This window comes from Glaciimonas sp. GNP009, assembly GCF_054343755.1.
Genome location: NZ_JBTGUV010000004.1, coordinates 1 through 21,162, shown reverse-complemented (window position 1 = coordinate 21,162; position 21,162 = coordinate 1). Strand labels below are relative to the sequence as shown.

The following is a 21,162-nucleotide window of genomic DNA, read 5'->3' as shown; positions in this document are numbered from 1 at the left end:
AAGAGAGTATTTTTTTTTACCCAAATAGCTGTAACGCGGATTTACTTGGATGACTTCTTGTTTGATTACTCGATCATGAGAATGAAGCGTGGCAAGCATCAATAATCCTTGATCGCTTCCACTACGATATGCAGCGTGACCGCATCGCTGACAAAAGGTACAAAACGTCCCAAGTGGTAATTACTTCGGAGAATTTTGACGAAGCCATTCGCACCGCAAGCCCGCTTTCCGTACAGCAACATAAAGCGACAATTGAAATTGGTTATTTCCAGCGTCACGTTATGGGTGACATCTTTAATAGTTAGATCGCCCTGGACCTGCTTGAGATTGTCTCCGTCAAATAGTAACTGCGAAGAGGTAAATAGTATTTTTGGATATTTTTCGGCATCAAAAAATTCGCTGGCACGTAGTGCTTTATTAAATAACTCGGTACCGGTATTAACAGATGCTGCTTCAATCTCGATCATGATTTCACCGGTTCCTGCAGCCTGATCAAACGCAATGTAGCCGCTGGTACGATCAAACCGATTGCGCTGCATCGATAAGCCCCAATGGCTATATTCGAATGACGAAAACGTATGGTCGGAATCAATTGTGAAGCGCTCCGTCGCACCCGAGCTTGAACCAGCACTTGCGCTAAAAGCGAGGGCGATCAGAATGATTAACCCATTTTTTACTTTGATAACTTTGGCGCGCATCAGGACTTCCCTCTAGGTTAACGGCCTTCAACCTTGGTGTTTTCTGGTGGTATTAGGTTCTTCGAAATTGCCGCTTTATAATAGGCCAAATGTTCCCTCCTAACGATCAAAATTTGCTGGTTATCGCCGAAGGCCTTAGCATTCCTCTTGCAGAAGTTGAGATGACCGGCGTGCGCGCACAAGGGCCGGGAGGTCAAAACGTGAATAAGGTGTCGTCCGCTATCCATTTGCGTTTTGATATAAACGCATCGTCACTTCCTGTTATTTATAAAGAAAAACTGCTGGCGCTGCAAGATCAGCGCATTACCAAGGATGGCGTGGTGATTCTGAAGGCGCAACAATCACGCAGTCAGGAACAGAATAAGGTGGATGCGCTAGAGCGACTACGTGCGCTGGTATTAGGTGTGACCGTGGTACAGAAGCGTCGTCGCCCTACGAAACCGAGTTATTCTTCGCAGCTTAAACGTGTTGAAGGAAAAACCCGGCGGGGCAAAGACAAGGCGATGCGCGGCAAAGTGATTTTGTAGGGTTTGAGCCGAACGTCAAGCCAAGCTAAAATGAGACAACAAAAATTAAGGTTTGGCGGGCAATGTGGCGATAGTGCCGACCATGCCATTTGGCAACATCAGCGAATTTACGGCGCATTGGCGTAATGCTTTATCTAACCTTAAATCCCACTCTGTAATACCTAAACAGAGACATTTAAGACTCGCTTCATATCGCGTCCACTGTTCCGCAAATGCAATCGCACGCTGGTTTTCGGGCTTGCTCAAAATACGGTTATAAATAGTGCTTCCGAGATAGTCTTGGGCTACCTGTTGCCAATCAGAAATGCTGTCGGTTCGCATCGTATCGATACCGATTTTGCCATACAAGTTGATGGCTGCGAGTGAAAAACCAGCTTCATGGGTTATCGACAGTCCAATCTGCTGATGAGGTAAAGCTAATCGGATGGGGTGACCGGGTTCAGAAATCAAGGGCACCGATTGCGGTGACATATCAAGCAAAATACCGAGTGTTTCACGCAGCGCCGCACGGACTAGCTTCCGGGCGCTATCACGGTTTGTTGTTTGCGGTGTAATGATACTGATGGCGAGAATCAACGGTTTTAGCTCGCCACCACCGACAGCCCTCATAGCGCGCACTTGCTGGATATGAGGAGCCGCTAGCGGCCAGGGAGTGACGGAGATTGGTTGCCCTGATTGATACGCTAGCATGATTCAGAGCGCGCAAATGACGTTCATTTCGATCCCTTTAACTCCGGTGCGGCAGGACAACCACGCCAACTGGTGCCAGCAGGTATTTGCTCGCCCTTCATAACAAGTGTCAGCGCGCCCAGCTTGGCGTTATCACCGACCACCGCGCTGTACAGAACTGCGCTCCGAGGCCCCATATAGACGCGGTTTCCGATGGTGACGTGATCGATCTTCATGACGCGGTCTTCGAACAAATGGGTTTGTGGACAAGCCAAAGCGTTGAGTTCGCTGTAGTCACCAATGGTGACGCAGTCAAATTCGGTAATGTCAGTGGTGTTGAGATACACGCCGCGTCCAATTTTACATCCCAGCAGGTTGAACGCCAGCGGTAGCCAAGGGGTTCCGCGCAGGTAATTGAGTAAGTTCGGGACAGCGATTCCCTCATACAGATTGGTTACGCCTTCAGATAGCCATACAAAAGGGGTCCACATTGGGACGCTGCATTTATGATAACGCTTTAATAATAACCATTTGATACAGACGATCCAAATAAACGTCCCGACGCCGTACATCAGCCCTGATAACGTCAGTAACCAGATTACTTCGCCCCAAAGTCCTGCACCGGCTAGCGGCATCAGGTTTAATACCAATGTATAACCGACGGCAATCACGATTGCGTGTGGTGAGACGATACGGAAGGCTTCTACTAAACCGCGACCAAGGCGGCGGCGCTTGGATGGTCGGAATGTTAAATGCTCAGGAAATCCGCTGACTTGCTCACGCGCTGGAAGGTTAATCGGCGGCGATCCTAACCAGACGTCGCCGTTGTGCATTTTGTCGTTGGCGGGTGCGCGCGAGTGAACGCCAATCAGGACGTTTTCTGGCAAAGTGGTGCCGTCGGGAATATAGGCACCATTACCGACAAAACTACGGCGTGAAATGACAGTTGGCTGCATCCGCATCCAGCCGCCGTCGATTTGCTCATCTCCAAGCAGAACGGCGTCGGCAATAAACGTTTCTTCGCCCAAAGTCAGCATATCCGGCACAACGCCCAGCGCAGTCGAAATTTCAGCGCCACGACCGACCTTGGCACCGAGCAGACGATACCAGAACGGTGCGTAAATGGTCGCGTATACGCCGTGCAGAACACTCAGGCTGGACTCCTGAATCTGGTTCACCAGCCATTTGCTGCAATATTTATTGCTCCGCACCGGCCAGCTACCGGCTTTGAGTCGCGGCAAAATACTCCAGCGAATGCCAGCCGAAAGTAACGCCGTACAGATAATCAACACCGCTGTCGCAGGGAAGGCCATCACAAAATATTTTGTTAGCTGGAAGGTTAACTGATTACTTTGTAACCATGGGAAGCGGTCATAGTTATCAAGCCAGTCGATCAGAATAAAACTAGGAAAAACCGGCATGAAGAACAGCGTGGTGATCAGTAATGCGCCTAATAAAAAGAATATCGATTCGCCAACTTGACGCTTACGGGTTACGGGTGGTCGTGGTGAGTTAGAGCGTTTGTCGAAAGCGCCCATATCTCGCGCCGGTGAACCACCCCAAATCCGGTTCGCCGGGACGGACTGACCATCGCTTAGCGCGGACTGTCCTTCCAGATGGCCGAATTCTCCAATAGTCGTGTTTCCCTCCATGACGACGTAAGAACCAACGTTGGCTTCTCGACCAATCGCAATCTGCCCTATGCGCAATTCACCGTGCTCTACACGTGCATTTTCAAAATTGACAGCATTGCCTATCGTTGCGCCGTCTTCAATGATGAGCAAATCATGTACGCGTAACATAATTGAACCAATTAACACCTCCGAGCCAATCCGCGCGCCGAGTGCGCGCAACCACCATGTGTAAATCGATGAGCCGCTAAGCAAATAGGTCGGCGCTGCCTCAATCAGACGATCAGTCAGCCACCAGCGATAATAGGTTAATCCCCACAGCGGGTAGCGCCCGGGTTTAAGGCGTCCTAGAATTAACCACTTGGCAGCAATAGCTATGCCGAATTCAAAAAACGTTGCCAGTAAAAATACGCCGACCGACATGACAATTGCACGTGGAATTGAATCTCCAGGATCACCGGTAAAGAAGTGATACGTAAAAAATGGTGCGAGCCATTGCATCATCCGCATTGCCACTAACCATGGCACAGCTGCGGCTTGGGCGGCTCCACAGAACCAACGTTTCAACGACGATGGAGCGATCCAGGTGGTATCGACTGCAACTGGGATTTCGGGCACTTCTGATAAAGCTGCGGCGATGCGACCAATCACGCGATTCATGTAGATGTCGCGTACGGTGACGTGGGCAAAGCGAGGATCGGTTCGCAATGCGGAAGCAAGTCGCGCGGCAAAGAGTGAATGACCACCAAGATCGCTAAAGAAGTCGGCATCACGACGAATAGGTTGACCGGGGAATAATTTGATCAATGCGGCGAATAACGCTTCTTCGGCTACTGTTTCTGCTGTGTCCGAGCCAACGCTTGCTGTCCCGACGGGGCTGACCGTAAGTGGACGTATTTTGAGGGCTTTTCGGTCAATTTTGCCCGATGTCAGTCGTGGCATCTCGCTCATCAACTCAAAAAATCCCGGCACCATGTACGGCGGCAGAAGTTTCCCGAGCGCTGCGCGCAGTGTGCCAGTAGCAATCGTTGCACCATTTTCTGGAACAATGAAAGCGATCAGTTGATCGATACCGTCATCATTGCGCAATATGACCGCGACTGTCCCGACGCCGGGTTGTCGCGCCAATACTTCTTCGATTTCGCCTAATTCGACGCGAAAGCCGCGAATCTTCACTTGATCGTCGGTGCGGCCCAAACATTGAACGCGTCCGTCAGTGTCGATCCGTGCCAGATCGCCGGTACGATACAGGCGGCCATCATGTGCGCCGGATGACCACGGATTGACTAAGAATTTTTCTGCGGTCAGGTCAGGGCGGCCGAGATAACCAGCGGCGACGCCAGGGCCGGTGATACACAGTTCGCCGGTATCGCCACGCGGCATCAACGTCAGACCATTTTCAGTCGCGGGATGAATGATTAGCATGCCGTAGTTTGGCAAAGGTGAACCAATTGTCACCGGTTCGTTGGCACGTAATGCCGCTAAACTGGCAGAGACGGTTGCCTCGGTCGGTCCATAGGTATTAAATATTTGTAGTCCTGGTTTAGCCCATCGATTGACCAAAGCCTCCGGACACATTTCTCCACCCAGATTGATCAGGCGCAGGCTTGGGATATCTTGATTAAACAATGCCAGCAAAGTGGGCACAGCGTGCAATACGGTCACGCCGTTTGCGGCCAATGCCAGCGGTAATGCCTCTGGATCGGAGGCGAGTTCTTTTGGCGCGATCCATAGCGTCGCACCAACCAGATAGCTGATCCAGATTTCTTCAAAAGACATGTCGAAAGCGACAGAAAATCCTTGGTAAACGCGATCTGACCCGCGCACGCCCAGTACCGCATTTTCGCTACGCAGAAAGTGGCAGATGCCGCCTTGGGTGATTTCGATACCCTTGGGCTTGCCGGTTGATCCGGATGTATAAATGACATAAGCCGGATGGGTGCTTAACAAGCCAGTACGACTTTGAAGCGGCGTTTCCAGCGGCGTAAGCAGATTTTCTATCGTCCAGAGGTGGCGACCAAGGTTCTCAAGCCGTGATGAAAACAAAGCGCAGGTAACTATACCCGGTGCGCTGGCATCTTCGAGGCAGACTGCAATACGTTCAACTGGGGTGTCAGCATCTAATGGTAGCCATGCTGCACCGGCTTTGGCTATGGCGGCTTGCATGATGAGCAAATCAATTCCACGTGGAAGCCATAAGCCTACGATTTGGCCCGGTTTTACACCTGCGTCAATGAGTGCGGAAGCGGCGCGGTCGGCGGCCTGATTGAGTTCTTTATAAGTGACGCATCGGTCTGCAAAAATTAACGCGATCTGGTCAGGCGACCGCCGTGCGGTGTCCTCCAGAAGATCTGCGAGAACTTCGTTGCGTATGAGTTCTGGCTGAATGGGGCCAAGTAGAATGTCAGGATGAACAACGGCTACTATTTCAACGATGCGAGCGAGCGAGGATGAGGTCATGAAGGGTGGTGCGGATCAAAGCAAAGATGTTAACACGGGCGCAATCTCGTAACATCGTCGCTTAAGAAATATCGCAGCCTTTTCATCAATTCAGCAACAACAATTGATAAACAACGGTTAAATCAGACTGAGTGCGACCTATCAGAAGTTGACGCCTGTATGGGGTGGTGGCGATAACTCCGGTCGGTTGGCGTAATTTGTCGCAAAATAATACCCACGTGGCCATTGCTGGCCGAGTGGGTATGCATGTTGAATAGATCCATTTTTAAAAATATTTACACAAACGCCCCAATTTTCTCCACCACGGCATTACGTACCGATCCGGTGACCACAAACGACTGCGCCATCAGAATATCGTCATGGAACCAGCGGTCACCGTCCAGGCAGGCCGGAATCTGGCGGCGGATTTCCTCGTAGGCGGCTTGCGTGCCTTGGCCCAATACAAAGTCTGGAAGCAACGTTTCGGTCATCGTCAGGGCTTGTGCGGCTAACAACATTTCAACGCCGATAATATATTGCGTGTTTGCCACGACTGTCGCGGCCTTGCGGGCGCACCAGGTCGAGTTGGAAACGTGGTCTTCGCTGTTGCCTTTGGCCGGAATACTATCAACGCTGCCGGGCATACACAAGGTGCGGTTTTCCATCACCAACGAACTCAACGAGCATTGCACCACCGGATAGCCGGTATTAACGCCACGCACGCCGCTCATCAGATTGCGCGGCAAGCCCCATGACAAGGTCGGATCGATCAGGCGGGCGACGCGACGTTCGCAAATACTACCCAAATCCGTCATCACCATCGCCATCAAATCCATCGCCTGCGCCAGATATTGGCCATGGAAATTGCCGCCGGAAATGATTTCAAAGCCGCCACCTTCTTTGCCGAATATCAAGGGATTATCGGTGGCCGAATTGATTTCCTTGTCGACGATGTTATCGATGTAATCGAGCGCATCGAACACCGGTCCGTACACTTGCGGTGCACAACGCAGTGAGTAGACATCCTGAATCCGCGCCGTGTACGGAATGTCAGTGCGGCGGGATTCTTCGGGAAACTGTACGGCGCGGGCTTCATGCGTGGTGCGGGTTGAACCTTTGAGTAATTTGCGCACGACCGCTGCCGTTTTGATTTGACCGGCATGGGGACGTGCCTGCTGAATGCGTGGATCAAAGGCGGCCATTTCGGCCCGCATTGCTTCCAATGTCAGGCCTAATGACAGGCAGGCATCGGTTAAGAGATGACGGGCATCGTGGGCCACCAATACGGCAACAGCCAGCGAAGCGGTGCAACCATTAATGAGCGCCGACGCATCCTTGGCTTGCAAATCAAATTTGACCGGCGCGATACCCGCTGCGGTAATGGCTTGCGGTGCGCGCATGCGCAGGCCCTGATACATGACTTCGGCTTCATCGAAACCGGCAATGGCCGCCGCCAGATACGATAGCGGTGCCAGATCGCCGGACGCGCCGACCGATCCTTTTTGCGGCATGATCGGGTGAATACCGGCGTTCAGAAAAGCCAGCAGACGATCCACCACTTCAACCCGCGGGGCCGAATAATTACTCGCAAAAGCGTTGGCGCGCAGCAACATCGTGGCGCGGCTGACTTCTTCCGAGAACGGTTCGCCGATCCCGGCGCAATGGGCCTTGATCAACTGGGTCTGAAACAAGGCGATATGTTCCACCTTGATACGGGTGTCTTTGAGCAAACCGACGCCGGTGTTGAAGCTATACATCATGGGCGCATCATCGTGCATCCAGGTCGCCTCAATAAAGTCGCGACTTTCTTTTAATGCCGTGCGGGAAGACTGCGCCAGCGTCACAGGCAGATGCGGCGCACGCGCCACGCTGACGACTTGCGCCGCGGTGAGGGTGAAACCGTCGATGGTGAGAGTGGTGGTGTTCGTCATTTTTCTTTCCAATTCCTGGGTTAAATTTTTTGTCTTGGAGATGTCTTAACTTTTGCCGTGCTTTAATAAGCCGGAAGCTTGACTGATCACAGATCCGTGTTGCGGCGTCAGATTCATCGTTATTTTTTAAATTGTTCGACAAAATGTGTGAATACTTGCGCTGCCAGTGCAGCATCTTCAGCAGTCATGATTTCATCAGGGTGATGGCTAATGCCACCGTTACCACAGCGGACAAACAACATCGCGACATCAGTAATTGCAGCCATCGCCATGGCGTCATGACCGGCACCAGAGGGAAGGTGGCGCACTGGCAAATTGCTGGACGCAATAGCCTTTGCCAATTGTTGTTGTAACCACGGCGCGCAGGGAACACTGACGGCGTCATGGGTTTGGCGGGTCTTGATGGTAACGTTGCGACGATGCCCGATCCGTTCAATCTCAGCGCGTACATCTGCAACGGCAGCTTGCCGGATCGTATCGTCACCGGCACGAATATCAATGGAAAAGAGTGCCTTGCCGGGAACGACGTTAGCAGCGCCGTTTGGTACATTAAACATACCAACCGTGCCAACCAATCCCGGCGTGCCCTGACACCTTCGTTCTATCAATAACCCTATTTCGGCCGCAGCCATCGCTGCATCGCGGCGCATTTCCATCGGCACGGTCCCGGCATGCCCAGCTAGTCCGTCGATTTCCACCATGAAACGAGAAGCACCGGAAATGGCGGTGACGACGCCAACCGGCAATTGCTCGTTAAGCAATATCGGTCCTTGCTCAATGTGGACTTCGACAAAGGCCAGCACTGATTCCGGGGCATAAGCCGCTTTGGCCAAACCGACCGCATGAAAACCGGAGGCCGCCATGACTTCGCGCATGCTTAGTCCAGCATCATCGAGATTATCGAGTACCGCCATATCGAAGGTGCCAGCTGCTGCACGACTGCCGAGCAAGGTGGCCTTAAAGCGGACGCCTTCCTCTTCAGCGAATCCGATGACTTCAAGCGCGAACGGGAAGCGTTTTCCTGCTTTATGCCATTGCTGAATGCAGGCAATGGGTAACAAAATCCCGAGATTACCGTCATATTTGCCGCCGTTTCTGACCGAGTCAAAATGTGATCCTGTGACGAGAGCGGGTGCATCCGCGGTGATGGCTTCATAGCGGCCAATGACATTACCCGCCATATCGCGCCGGACCTGCATTCCTGCCGCGCACATCCATTCGGCTAATTGCGCAGCTGCGGAGTGATGCGCTGACGTCAGGTAGGTGCGGGTCAACATGCCTTCTACTTCGGTGTGCCGCGCTAAGTCCTCAGACCATTGCATTATTTGATTGCCGCAATTTTCATCCATCGAATGGGCCACTTGATTTGGTGTTGGATTTAATTCCATGCCTGTCTCCTTTTGGTATTTTTGGATATTACTCTTGAATTCATTTATTGCATACAAAAAAAGTATGCACTATATTGCGTGTAGGGCAGTCACCATCTCAGCACTTTTAGTTTTGCGATTGTGGCAAGATCTTGATGTCAAAATTAATATTTCTAGTTACTAGGAGACAAACATGCAGCGCTTGTATAAATCACTTTTTGGACAGGTCGTTATCGGCTTGATTTTGGGCATTATCGTGGGAGTGTTGTATCCCAAGTTTGGCGAAAGTATGAAACCGCTTGGGGATGGTTTCATCAAGCTGGTCAAGATGATCATTCCTATGATTGTGTTCTGTGTCGTGGTGCAAGGCATTTATGGCGCAGGCGAGCTGAAAAAAGTTGGTCGGGTTGGTTTAAAGGCACTGATTTATTTTGAGGTGGTGACAGCCATTGCCTTGGCTTTGGGATTGTTGCTAGCGTTCGTGTTTCACCCAGGCGCTGGAATGAATATCGATGTTGGCGCTCTGGATGCCAGTTCGCTGTCGAATTATGTGGCAACGGCCAACAAGGTGAGGGGAACCGGCTTCGGTAATTTTGCGATGAAAATTATCCCTGATACGGTTGTCAGCGCTTTTACATCAGGTGATGTGTTGCAAGTTTTGCTTTTCTCTATCATTTTTGGTTGCGCGTTATCGTTGATCGGCGAGAAAGCCGCACCGATCGTGACGATCGTCCACAGTATGTCGGCGGCATTTTTTAAATGCATGTCATTCATCATCAAGCTCGCGCCTTTGGGAGTATTTGGTGCGATTGCTTTTACTGTCGGCAAATACGGCGTCAGCTCTCTTCAGCAATTAGGTTATTTGGTGGCGCTATTTTATGCGTCGGTCGTTTTATTCGTATTTGCCATTTTAGGGTCGATCCTGCGACTTACCGGATTCAGTATTTTTAAACTTATTAAATATTTGCGCGAAGAGTTGATGGTAGTGTTGGCAACGGCATCGTCGGATGCCGTGTTGCCACAGATCATGAAAAAGCTTGAATATATGGGCATTAAAGATTCGACCGTGGGCTTGGTGATTCCGACTGGCTATTCATTTAATTTAGATGCGTTCTCGATTTATCTGACGCTTGCTGCTGTTTTTATTGCTCAGGCGACCAACACTCCCTTAGCGACTACCGACTTATTAGCGATTCTGGCGGTTGCGTTGATCACCTCGAAAGGTGCGCATGGCGTTCCCGGCTCGGCGATTGTGATTCTGGCGGCGACATTGTCTGCGATTCCTGCTATTCCGGTGGTTGGTTTGGTGCTGGTACTGTCGGTTGACTGGTTCATGGGTATCGCTCGCGCGCTTGGCAATTTACTTGGCAACTGTGTGGCAACCGTGGTCGTGGCGGTATGGGAGAAAGATATTGATAGAACACGTGCGCATGCTGTGTTGAATGGTGACGTTGCCGCGATTAAGGCATATGACGAGCAAAAAAATCGCGAAAATTTGCGTCAGGATGTGCGGCCGGCCACTGATTTGAATTTGCAGGCCGGGCATTAAACAATCCGCTGCTCATTTTTGTAGGGCTTAAGTAGAGCTGCAAAAAAGGGCGTTAATCATTGATGCCGGCATCAATGTAAATGGTGTTTTGCTCTTGTGATTAAATATGCGTGTCCGTCGAATGGTTGTGGTGCGATCTCGACGGACAGTATTTCTCATTTAGAATAGAAGTTTTAAAAATAGGTTTTCCAAGTACAATTTCTGCCTTTAGATAACTTTAGCGCTTTTAAGGTCAGTAATAATATGAACATGCCCTTGAGCCCAGTCATTTCCGATAGTTCGGACGACATCGCGGCCGACATTGCAATGGCGATCGCGGAGCAGCGACTGCCGCCAGGAACTAAATTGCGTGAAGAAGCACTTGCGCGTCTGTATTCAGTCAGCCGCACCAAGATTCGTGCGGCCTTGGTGATGCTGGCAAAAGATAAATTAATTGATTTGATACCGGACAAGGGGGCATTTGTCAGCCAACCCACCGAAGAAGAGGCGCGCCAACTATTTTTTGTGCGGCGAATTCTGGAGGAAGCGCTGGTACGAGAATTTGTGGCGAAGGCGGGAATCGATGATTATTTAGAAATCGATCGCCATCTGGAGTTGGAACGCGATGCATTATCAAAAGAGAATCCGCAAACGCGTTCCAAGCTATTGAGTGACTTTCACATATTGTTGGCGAAGACGGTAGGCAATCAGGTATTGACCGATATTCTGGTGAAGTTGGCAGGCCGGAGTTCGTTGATAACGATGCTATACCAATCAACACGGGACGCCGTCTGTTCATCGGATGAGCATCTGGCTTTTATAGCTGCCGCAAAAGCGGGAGACACGGAAAAAGCGGTCCTATTGATGCGGCATCATCTCCACCATGTTGAGTCTGCGCTCCAGTTTGAAAGGCAACCGGCAAGCGATAAAAAGGATTTTGTGAAGGCGCTCCTGGCTTAAGGTATTCGTAAAGAGCAATGTTGATATCAATTGTTTGTCTAAATGGTTAGACCTCAACAGGTTTTTGGACGGCAATTCGACGTTGTTTTTTAAAAAAATCCCATAACAGTTGGGTAGCGTCCGGGCCTTCGCATGCGTTGTATCGTAGTGAGCAGTCTCCACCGCTCCACGCATGGCCGAGAGTAGAAATCTCATAGACTTGGATCAGACATTTGCCTGCTTGGTAGTATTCTTGGATGGTGTAGGGTTTGTGTGGATTTCGGCTGTTGGCAGCGCTTCCCGTCTTGGCAGTGACGACGACTTTACTGTCTTCTGCTATCTTATTCAACGCTTTAAATTGTTGGGTTAATTGCAATGCGTTAATGGGGCGGACAACATTGTCTTGCAGGCCGTGAATTAACATGACCGGCATCGTCGGGAATAAAAGGTATTTTTGACTAATAGTGTCGATAATGTCAGTCGCGCTTTTGAGTGCCCCCCGTTGCATCACGCCATAGGCACCGATAATAGAGTGCCCTACGCCAAAAACGGTTCCCGAGTGTATGCCCACGGCGGTAATCAAATGTGGATAATTAAGCGCCACAATAGAAGCCATCGTAGCGCCGGCTGATAAACCCGCTATATAGATGCGCGTTGTGTCAATTGGGTGTTTGTCTGCGACAATATTAATGATCGCAGCAATACGTTTGGCATCGCCGCCTCCTGCCTGCGTCTCTCTGTTATACCAATTCCAGCAGCGTTTCATGTGTGAACTATAGGATTGCTGTGGATATAAGACAGCAAATCCTTGCTTCTCGGCCAATTCGTTCATTCTTGTGCCGCGTACGAAGTCGTCTACATTTTGATTGCAGCCGTGGAGCATGACAACTAGAGGAAGTTCGGCCCCAATAGCGCTGGCGCTGGCCGGTAAATAAAGCCAATATTGCATGCGGCGGCGCGTTATCGCAGCACTGTCTTTCGTTGATAAATAATAAAAAGGCAGCCAGCGCCCGGGCAGTGCCGGGCTTGTGGGCGCTTTAGAGGTGGATTTACCAGCGGACGTCGATCTTATGGATCGCTTGGCAAGTGGGGTGGCCTTCTTAGCCGTTGATTTAGTCGATTTACGTTTTGCCGGCGCGGGAGGCGCGAGGAACGTTTTAACCAATTTTTTATGTTGGCTTTGTTGCGATTTGCTAATTTTTTTAATGCTTCGCAACCACAATCGACTAAGGGCTTTTAGCATATGAGCTTGACCAAATAAAAGAGCTTTTAGTGTAATGGGATTTACTAAGCCTCTGCAATTCCTATGTAATTATGGTCTGCTGATAGTTAGCTAGCCGTTGTTTTTCCTGATTCGGTACGCAGGGCCGTATCGACAATAGTCTGTGCTTCTTCGACGATTTGCTGCAAATGTGCATCGCCTCGAAAACTTTCCGCGTAAATTTTGTAAATCTCCTCAGTGCCCGAAGGGCGTGCTGCAAACCAGCCATTTTCTGTACAAACTTTTAGGCCGCCTATGGAGGCATTATTTCCTGGCGCTTGGGTAAGAATGCTGGTGATTTTCTCACCAGCCAATTCTGTCGAGTGTATTTGTTGTGGAGAAAGTGCCGCAAGCGTGGCTTTCTGAGGGGTTGTTGCAGGCGCTTCGACCCTGTCGGAAACGGGCGTTCCTAATTCTTCGGTAAGCTTTTGATAAACTTGTGCCGGGTTTTTGCCGTTGCGTGCTGTCATTTCGGCTGCTAATAATGCAGGTGTGAGACCATCCTTATCCGTTGTCCAAACAGTACCGTCGCGGCGCAAGAAGGAAGCGCCAGCGCTTTCCTCGCCTCCAAAACCGAGAGAGCCATCGAAAAGGCCATCGACAAACCATTTAAACCCGACCGGTACCTCGTACAGATTTCTCCCTAATCTATTGCATACACGATCAATCATTTGGCTACTAACAACCGTTTTCCCCACACCGGTGTCTTGCCGCCATTGAGGGCGATGGCGGAACAGGTAGTCTATTGAGACAGTAAGATAGTGATTTGGCGGCATCAAACCATGCGTGCGTGTAACAATTCCATGGCGATCATGGTCAGTGTCGCAGGCAAATGCGACGTCAAACTGATCCTTGATATCTATTAGACGCTGCATTGCATAGGGAGACGATGGGTCCATACGGATTTTGCCATCCCAATCGCGGGTCATAAAACTGAAGGTAGGATCAACCGTTGCACTAATCACCGTCAAATTGATGTGGTAATGTTCAGCAATTCTGGCCCAATAATGGACGCCAGCGCCCCCGAGGGGGTCGACACCCAGCCGAATGTCAGCACCACGTATTACTTCCATATCGATGACATTGCCCAAGTCGGCAATATAGTTACCCAGGTAATCGTGGCGATGGGTAGTGGGCGCGAGCAACGCTTTTTCAAAAGACAACCGCCTTACGCTCAGCAGACCATCTTTCATAAAGTCATTCGCGAGCGCCTGTATCCCCTTAGTAATGTTGGTATCCGCCGGTCCACCATTCGGTGGATTGTATTTGAAGCCACCGTTATCAGGAGGATTGTGGGACGGAGTGACGACTATGCCATCAGCCAGGCCTGCTGTGCGACCTCGGTTATAAGTCAGGATCGCGTGAGAAATTGCCGGCGTTGGCGTGTACTCGTCGTTTTCGGCAAGCATGACATTCACGCCGTTTGCCGCCAATACCTCGAGTGCGCTAGCCGCAGCGGGAGCAGAAAGCGCATGGGTATCTACTCCAAGAAATAGCGGGCCGGTAATATTGTGTTGTTTGCGATACTGACAAATGGCTTGCGTGATGGCGAGTACATGCCACTCATTAAATGTATTTTGAAGCGATGAACCCCGGTGTCCGGAAGTGCCGAATGTGACCTGTTGTGTAACATCATGCGGATCGGGGCGATTGCTGTAGTACGCAGTGATGAGTCTTGGAATATTAACGAGCGTGTCGGGCGAGGCTAGTTTGCCAGCCATTGGGCTTATATTCATGGCGCTCTCCTGTAGAAGTTGGGTACTTTTACGATTTTCGTTGCTGTTGCTGGTTGCCAATTAGCTACTATAAGACGGTGTGCTTTCCCAGCCGACTCTGCATACGGAATCTTAGTCAGCTGTTGATGGTGTTTTGATAATGCGCTCGTTTTCGCCGTTAAATATGAATTTGCGGGCTTTATCCGATCTGTTCGGACAAATAGGGCTTAGGAAGTAGACCACTTCATATCAGGTACAGTTCAAGAGGGAAGCTGGAGGCTAGTTCTAGCGATTGCCGCCACGCCACGATTTTCTTGATCTAAGTGGTCGAAAAGAGTCAAGCCTGCTGAGTGCCTTATTTTGATTAATTAACAATTTATTTGATGACTTAAAAAATGTTTAAAATTGTTTATAAAATTGCTTGCCAGTGTTGAGATGTGTTGCTATAGTTCGGCCTCTGTTGAAAACGACGCGAAATACTGAGTACGGCGCAAGCGGTGCGAAGGGCGAAATTGGAGGCGGAAACGAGGTTGTAAAGTGGGGTGTTTTGAGCGGTAGTTGTGAGTTGATTTGGTTTTAAATTGTTTCTAAAATGATTTAAAAAGAAGTTGACGAAAAGTTCGAAGTGCCACATAATCTCATCTCTCTGCTGCTGACAAACAAAACGCTTTGTCAGCGCTGCGAACACCGAGCGTAAGGTTGGGTGTGACGCCAAACAGAGACAGTTCTTTAACAATTAACAGCCGATAAGTGTGGGCGTTTAATGAAAGTGCAGCGTGAACTACTTCGGTGGTTTGCGTATAACTTAAAACATTAAATGTTCACAAAAGAAGAAAATAGGATATTTGCCTGAGTCAAATTGGGGAGATAGCCTGTCAGTATTTTGAGTGAGCGATAGCAGCGATGCTAGGCAGCAATGCCACAAAACAGAGATTAAACTGAAGAGTTTGATCCTGGCTCAGATTGAACGCTGGCGGCATGCCTTACACATGCAAGTCGAACGGTAACAGGGAGCTTGCTCCGCTGACGAGTGGCGAACGGGTGAGTAATATATCGGAACGTGCCTGGTAATGGGGGACAACTAGTCGAAAGATTAGCTAATACCGCATACGCCCTACGGGGGAAAGAGGGGGCTTCGCAAGAACCTCTCGTTATCAGAGCGGCCGATATCTGATTAGCTAGTTGGTGAGGTAAAGGCTCACCAAGGCTTCGATCAGTAGCTGGTCTGAGAGGACGACCAGCCACACTGGGACTGAGACACGGCCCAGACTCCTACGGGAGGCAGCAGTGGGGAATTTTGGACAATGGGCGCAAGCCTGATCCAGCAATGCCGCGTGAGTGAAGAAGGCCTTCGGGTTGTAAAGCTCTTTTGTCAGGGAAGAAACGGTCTTGGTTAATACCTGGGGCTAATGACGGTACCTGAAGAATAAGCACCGGCTAACTACGTGCCAGCAGCCGCGGTAATACGTAGGGTGCAAGCGTTAATCGGAATTACTGGGCGTAAAGCGTGCGCAGGCGGTTTTTTAAGACAGGTGTGAAATCCCCGGGCTTAACCTGGGAATGGCATTTGTGACTGGAAGGCTAGAGTGTGTCAGAGGGGGGTAGAATTCCACGTGTAGCAGTGAAATGCGTAGAGATGTGGAGGAATACCGATGGCGAAGGCAGCCCCCTGGGATAACACTGACGCTCATGCACGAAAGCGTGGGGAGCAAACAGGATTAGATACCCTGGTAGTCCACGCCCTAAACGATGTCTACTAGTTGTCGGGTCTTAATTGACTTGGTAACGCAGCTAACGCGTGAAGTAGACCGCCTGGGGAGTACGGTCGCAAGATTAAAACTCAAAGGAATTGACGGGGACCCGCACAAGCGGTGGATGATGTGGATTAATTCGATGCAACGCGAAAAACCTTACCTACCCTTGACATGGCTGGAATCCTTGAGAGATCAGGGAGTGCTTGAAAGAGAACCAGTACACAGGTGCTGCATGGCTGTCGTCAGCTCGTGTCGTGAGATGTTGGGTTAAGTCCCGCAACGAGCGCAACCCTTGTCATTAGTTGCTACGAAAGGGCACTCTAATGAGACTGCCGGTGACAAACCGGAGGAAGGTGGGGATGACGTCAAGTCCTCATGGCCCTTATGGGTAGGGCTTCACACGTCATACAATGGTACATACAGAGGGCCGCCAACCCGCGAGGGGGAGCTAATCCCAGAAAGTGTATCGTAGTCCGGATTGTAGTCTGCAACTCGACTACATGAAGTTGGAATCGCTAGTAATCGCGGATCAGCATGTCGCGGTGAATACGTTCCCGGGTCTTGTACACACCGCCCGTCACACCATGGGAGCGGGTTTCACCAGAAGTAGGTAGCCTAACCGCAAGGAGGGCGCTTACCACGGTGGGATTCGTGACTGGGGTGAAGTCGTAACAAGGTAGCCGTATCGGAAGGTGCGGCTGGATCACCTCCTTTCTAGAGTTTGCCCGGACATTAAGCGTCCACACTTATCGGTGTGTTAGTTAGAAGAAGAACAGTCATATTAGGAACGTGCTAATCAGGACGGGTCTGTAGCTCAGTTGGTTAGAGCACCGTGTTGATAACGCGGGGGTCGTTGGTTCGAGCCCAACCAGACCCACCAGTTATAGAGGTACGATTTAAGGGGGGCTTAGCTCAGCTGGGAGAGCACCTGCTTTGCAAGCAGGGGGTCATCGGTTCGATCCCGTTAGCCTCCACCATTTACTTTGCTGGGCACACCGCCTGGTGCATAAAGTAAGCGTAAAAAATCAAACCTAAGTCAGTATTTGCGCGGGGTAGTAGCGTGAAATAAAGCGATTTAGGTTTGATCTTTTTAAGATCATTGGCTGTTTGTTCTTTAACAATTTAGAAGAAGTAAAGATTCGTCTGCGCTACGACAGTAGTGTGGATGGGTATGATTGTATCAAATCAAAAAGTATTAAAGAGTTCTCAAAAGAGCATACGTAAGTATGCAAATGCGATAACACTTTGGATACGGCAAACGCTAAAGTAATACTCATAAGTAATATCCTATAACCGGTTTTTGGTCGTGAACGCGATCAGAGGCTAACGTTATAGGGACAAGTGAATAAGTGCACATGGTGGATGCCTTGGCGATTACAGGCGATGAAGGACGTAGTAGCTTGCGATAAGCTGCGGGGAGCCAGCAAACAGGCTTTGATCCGCAGATTTCCGAATGGGGAAACCCACCCTTTATGGGTATTGCATACTGAATACATAGGTATGCAAGGCGAACGTGGCGAACTGAAACATCTAAGTAGCTACAGGAAAAGAAATCAACCGAGATTCCCAGAGTAGTGGCGAGCGAAATGGGAACAGCCTGCACGATTTAGCATCAGCGATAATGGAACACTCTGGAAATAGTGGCCATAGAGGGTGATAGCCCCTTACATGAAATCGGTGGTGTGGAACTAAGTGTGCGACAAGTAGGGCGGGACACGTGTAATCCTGTCTGAACATGGGGGGACCATCCTCCAAGGCTAAATACTCGTAATCGACCGATAGTGAACCAGTACCGTGAGGGAAAGGCGAAAAGAACCCCGGAAGGGGAGTGAAATAGATCCTGAAACCGTGTGCATACAAACAGTAGGAGCGGACTTGTTCCGTGACTGCGTACCTTTTGTATAATGGGTCAGCGACTTACATTCAGTGGCAAGCTTAACCGTATAGGGAAGGCGTAGAGAAATCGAGTCCGAATAGGGCGTTCAGTCGCTGGGTGTAGACCCGAAACCAAGTGATCTACTCATGGCCAGGATGAAGGTGCGGTAACACGCACTGGAGGTCCGAACCCACTAATGTTGAAAAATTAGGGGATGAGCTGTGGGTAGGGGTGAAAGGCTAAACAAACTTGGAAATAGCTGGTTCTCTCCGAAAACTATTTAGGTAGTGCCTCAAGTATCACCATCGGGGGTAGAGCACTGTTATGGCTAGGGGTTCATTGCGAATTACCAACCCATTGCAAACTCCGAATACCGATGAGTGCGAGCTTGGGAGACAGACGCCGGGTGCTAACGTCCGACGTCAAGAGGGAAACAACCCAGACCGCCAGCTAAGGTCCCAAAGATTGGCTAAGTGGCAAACGAAGTGGGAAGGCTAAAACAGTCAGGAGGTTGGCTTAGAAGCAGCCATCCTTTAAAGAAAGCGTAATAGCTCACTGATCGAGTCGTCCTGCGCGGAAGATGTAACGGGGCTAAGCCAGTCACCGAAGCTGCGGATATGTACCTATTTATAGGTCATATGGTAGGAGAGCGTTCTGTAAGCCTGCGAAGGTGTCTTGTAAAGGATGCTGGAGGTATCAGAAGTGCGAATGCTGACATGAGTAGCGATAATGGGGGTGAAAAGCCTCCACGCCGTAAGCCCAAGGTTTCCTGTTCAACGTTCATCGGAGCAGGGTGAGTCGGCCCCTAAGGCGAGGCAGAGATGCGTAGCTGATGGGAAGCAGGTTAATATTCCTGCACCGTCGTGTGATGCGATGGGGGGACGGATCGCGGAAGGTTGTCCGACTGTTGGAATAGTCGGTTTTTGGCTCAGAGAAGGCTGTTAGGCAAATCCGGCAGCGTAATTCAAGGGGTTGAGACGAGTGAATTTATTCATGAAGCAATCGGAAGTGGTTCCAAGAAAAGCCTCTAAGCTTCAGTCACACGAGACCGTACCGCAAACCGACACAGGTGGGCGAGATGAGTATTCTAAGGCGCTTGAGAGAACTCGGGAGAAGGAACTCGGCAAATTTGTACCGTAACTTCGGGATAAGGTACGCCCCGGTAGCTTGACTGGCTCGCGCCAGAAGGGTGAAAGGGCTGCAATAAAAAGGTGGCTGCGACTGTTTAATAAAAACACAGCACTATGCAAACACGAAAGTGGACGTATATGGTGTGACTCCTGCCCGGTGCTGGAAGATTAAATGATGGGGTGCAAGCTCTTGATTGAAGTCCCAGTAAACGGCGGCCGTAACTATAACGGTCCTAAGGTAGCGAAATTCCTTGTCGGGTAAGTTCCGACCTGCACGAATGGAGTAACGATGGCCACACTGTCTCCTCCCGAGACTCAGCGAAGTTGAAATGTTTGTGATGATGCAATCTACCCGCGGCTAGACGGAAAGACCCCATGAACCTTTACTGTAGCTTTGCATTGAATTTTGAACCAATCTGTGTAGGATAGGTGGGAGGCTTTGAAGCGTGAACGCTAGTTTGCGTGGAGCCAACCTTGAAATACCACCCTGGTTTGTTTGAGATTCTAACCTTGGTCCGTTATCCGGATCGGGGACAGTGCATGGTAGGCAGTTTGACTGGGGCGGTCTCCTCCCAAAGTGTAACGGAGGAGTTCGAAGGTACGCTAGGTACGGTCGGACATCGTGCTGTTAGTGCAATGGCATAAGCGTGCTTAACTGCGAGACTGACAAGTCGAGCAGGTACGAAAGTAGGACATAGTGATCCGGTGGTTCTGTATGGAAGGGCCATCGCTCAACGGATAAAAGGTACTCTGGGGATAACAGGCTGATTCCTCCCAAGAGTTCATATCGACGGGGGAGTTTGGCACCTCGATGTCGGCTCATCACATCCTGGGGCTGTAGCCGGTCCCAAGGGTATGGCTGTTCGCCATTTAAAGTGGTACGTGAGCTGGGTTTAAAACGTCGTGAGACAGTTTGGTCCCTATCTGCCGTGGGCGTTGGAAATTTGAAGGGGGCTGCTCCTAGTACGAGAGGACCGGAGTGGACGAACCTCTGGTGTACCGGTTGTCACGCCAGTGGCATTGCCGGGTAGCTAAGTTCGGAAGAGATAACCGCTGAAAGCATCTAAGCGGGAAACTTGCCTTGAGATGATATTTCCCGGGAACTAGATTCCCCTAAAGGGTCGTTCGAGACCAGGACGTTGATAGGCTGGGTGTGGAAGCGTAGTAATACGTTAAGCTAACCAGTACTAATTGCCCGTGAGGCTTGTCCCTATAACCTTAGCAGGTTATAGATTAAGCTAATGAGATATGTGTTTGCCTGAAAAGTGCAATCATACCCAGCAGTGCGGTGACACACCCTTGTCACTGCACTGCAGTAATACAAAACTTTACTTCTTCTAGATTGCGTTGTTTGTTGCCCCATTGGGAACACACGACACTACAGTTTATGCCTGATGACCATAGCGAGTTGGTACCACCCCTTCCCATCCCGAACAGGACCGTGAAACGACTTTGCGCCGATGATAGTGCTGCAACCAGTGTGAAAGTAGGTCATCGTCAGGCTCTTATTAGAAAACCCTCTCCGAGTAATCGGGGAGGGTTTTTGCTTTGCAGAAACGATTTATGCAATGACAACACCCAACACCCAACACCCAACACCCAACACCCAACACCCAACACCCAACACCCAACACCCAACACCCAACACCCAACACCCAACACCCAACACCCAACACCCAACACCCAACACCCAACAC

10 protein-coding genes, 2 tRNA genes and 3 rRNA genes are annotated in these 21,162 nt (G+C 50.2%); 8 read left to right on the top strand and 7 right to left on the bottom strand.

Going from position 1 to position 21,162, the window contains the following annotated elements:
- Nucleotides 1–98: 98 nt before the first annotated feature.
- Complete coding sequence (locus ACXX82_RS01245) at nucleotides 99–698, bottom strand: YceI family protein (protein ID WP_458562215.1); 600 nt, start codon at nucleotides 696–698, stop codon at nucleotides 99–101.
- An 89-nt stretch (nucleotides 699–787) separates the two neighbouring features.
- Here ACXX82_RS01245 and arfB point away from each other — a divergent pair, with 89 nt between their 5' ends.
- Nucleotides 788–1,225, top strand: a complete 438-nt coding sequence (gene arfB, locus ACXX82_RS01240) for an alternative ribosome rescue aminoacyl-tRNA hydrolase ArfB (RefSeq protein ID WP_322239269.1) — start codon at nucleotides 788–790, stop codon at nucleotides 1,223–1,225.
- Between the two features lie 45 nt (nucleotides 1,226–1,270).
- Here arfB and ACXX82_RS01235 read toward each other — a convergent pair whose 3' ends face one another.
- The 4 genes from ACXX82_RS01235 to ACXX82_RS01220 all read right to left on the bottom strand — a co-directional run bounded on the left by ACXX82_RS01235 (nucleotide 1,271) and on the right by ACXX82_RS01220 (nucleotide 9,283).
- A complete protein-coding gene (locus ACXX82_RS01235; protein ID WP_322239267.1) occupies nucleotides 1,271–1,915 on the bottom strand; it encodes a 4'-phosphopantetheinyl transferase family protein in 645 nt (214 codons plus the stop codon).
- 23 nt (nucleotides 1,916–1,938) lie between these two features.
- Nucleotides 1,939–5,985, bottom strand: coding sequence for a Pls/PosA family non-ribosomal peptide synthetase (locus tag ACXX82_RS01230; protein ID WP_458562214.1), 4,047 nt, complete (start codon nucleotides 5,983–5,985; stop codon nucleotides 1,939–1,941).
- A gap of 275 nt (nucleotides 5,986–6,260) precedes the next feature.
- Nucleotides 6,261–7,895 carry an HAL/PAL/TAL family ammonia-lyase gene (locus ACXX82_RS01225; protein WP_458562213.1) on the bottom strand — a complete coding sequence of 545 codons (1,635 nt, stop codon included), beginning with the start codon at nucleotides 7,893–7,895 and terminating at the stop codon, nucleotides 6,261–6,263.
- A 119-nt stretch (nucleotides 7,896–8,014) separates the two neighbouring features.
- Entirely contained in the window at nucleotides 8,015–9,283 is a 1,269-nt protein-coding gene (locus ACXX82_RS01220) for an allantoate amidohydrolase (protein ID WP_458562212.1), read from the bottom strand.
- Nucleotides 9,284–9,455: 172 nt separating this feature from the next.
- Here ACXX82_RS01220 and ACXX82_RS01215 point away from each other — a divergent pair, with 172 nt between their 5' ends.
- Both ACXX82_RS01215 and ACXX82_RS01210 read left to right on the top strand, forming a co-directional pair.
- On the top strand, nucleotides 9,456–10,811 hold the full coding sequence (locus tag ACXX82_RS01215) for a C4-dicarboxylate transporter DctA (protein ID WP_458562211.1): 1,356 nt from the start codon (nucleotides 9,456–9,458) through the stop codon (nucleotides 10,809–10,811).
- Between the two features lie 249 nt (nucleotides 10,812–11,060).
- Nucleotides 11,061–11,750, top strand: coding sequence for a GntR family transcriptional regulator (locus tag ACXX82_RS01210; protein ID WP_322240702.1), 690 nt, complete (start codon nucleotides 11,061–11,063; stop codon nucleotides 11,748–11,750).
- Nucleotides 11,751–11,796: 46 nt separating this feature from the next.
- On the opposite strand, the gene ACXX82_RS01205 is transcribed toward ACXX82_RS01210, so the two are convergent.
- The gene (locus ACXX82_RS01205) at nucleotides 11,797–12,972 is read right to left on the bottom strand and encodes an extracellular catalytic domain type 1 short-chain-length polyhydroxyalkanoate depolymerase (RefSeq protein ID WP_458562210.1); all 1,176 of its coding nucleotides are present in this window, start codon (nucleotides 12,970–12,972) and stop codon (nucleotides 11,797–11,799) included.
- A gap of 86 nt (nucleotides 12,973–13,058) precedes the next feature.
- The gene (gene pgm / locus ACXX82_RS01200; protein ID WP_458562209.1) at nucleotides 13,059–14,726 is read right to left on the bottom strand and encodes a phosphoglucomutase (alpha-D-glucose-1,6-bisphosphate-dependent); all 1,668 of its coding nucleotides are present in this window, start codon (nucleotides 14,724–14,726) and stop codon (nucleotides 13,059–13,061) included.
- A gap of 914 nt (nucleotides 14,727–15,640) precedes the next feature.
- Here pgm and ACXX82_RS01195 point away from each other — a divergent pair.
- The 5 genes from ACXX82_RS01195 (at nucleotide 15,641) to rrf (ending at nucleotide 20,968) form a co-directional block, all read left to right on the top strand.
- Nucleotides 15,641–17,173, top strand: a 16S ribosomal RNA gene (locus ACXX82_RS01195).
- An 89-nt stretch (nucleotides 17,174–17,262) separates the two neighbouring features.
- A tRNA-Ile gene (locus ACXX82_RS01190) sits at nucleotides 17,263–17,339 on the top strand.
- A gap of 21 nt (nucleotides 17,340–17,360) precedes the next feature.
- Nucleotides 17,361–17,436: transfer RNA gene (locus tag ACXX82_RS01185), tRNA-Ala, on the top strand.
- 358 nt (nucleotides 17,437–17,794) lie between these two features.
- Nucleotides 17,795–20,677: ribosomal RNA gene (locus tag ACXX82_RS01180) — 23S ribosomal RNA — on the top strand.
- Nucleotides 20,678–20,855: 178 nt separating this feature from the next.
- Nucleotides 20,856–20,968: ribosomal RNA gene (gene rrf / locus ACXX82_RS01175) — 5S ribosomal RNA — on the top strand.
- The 16S, 23S and 5S rRNA genes sit together here with 2 tRNA genes alongside, the layout of an rRNA operon.
- Nucleotides 20,969–21,162 lie beyond the last annotated feature (194 nt).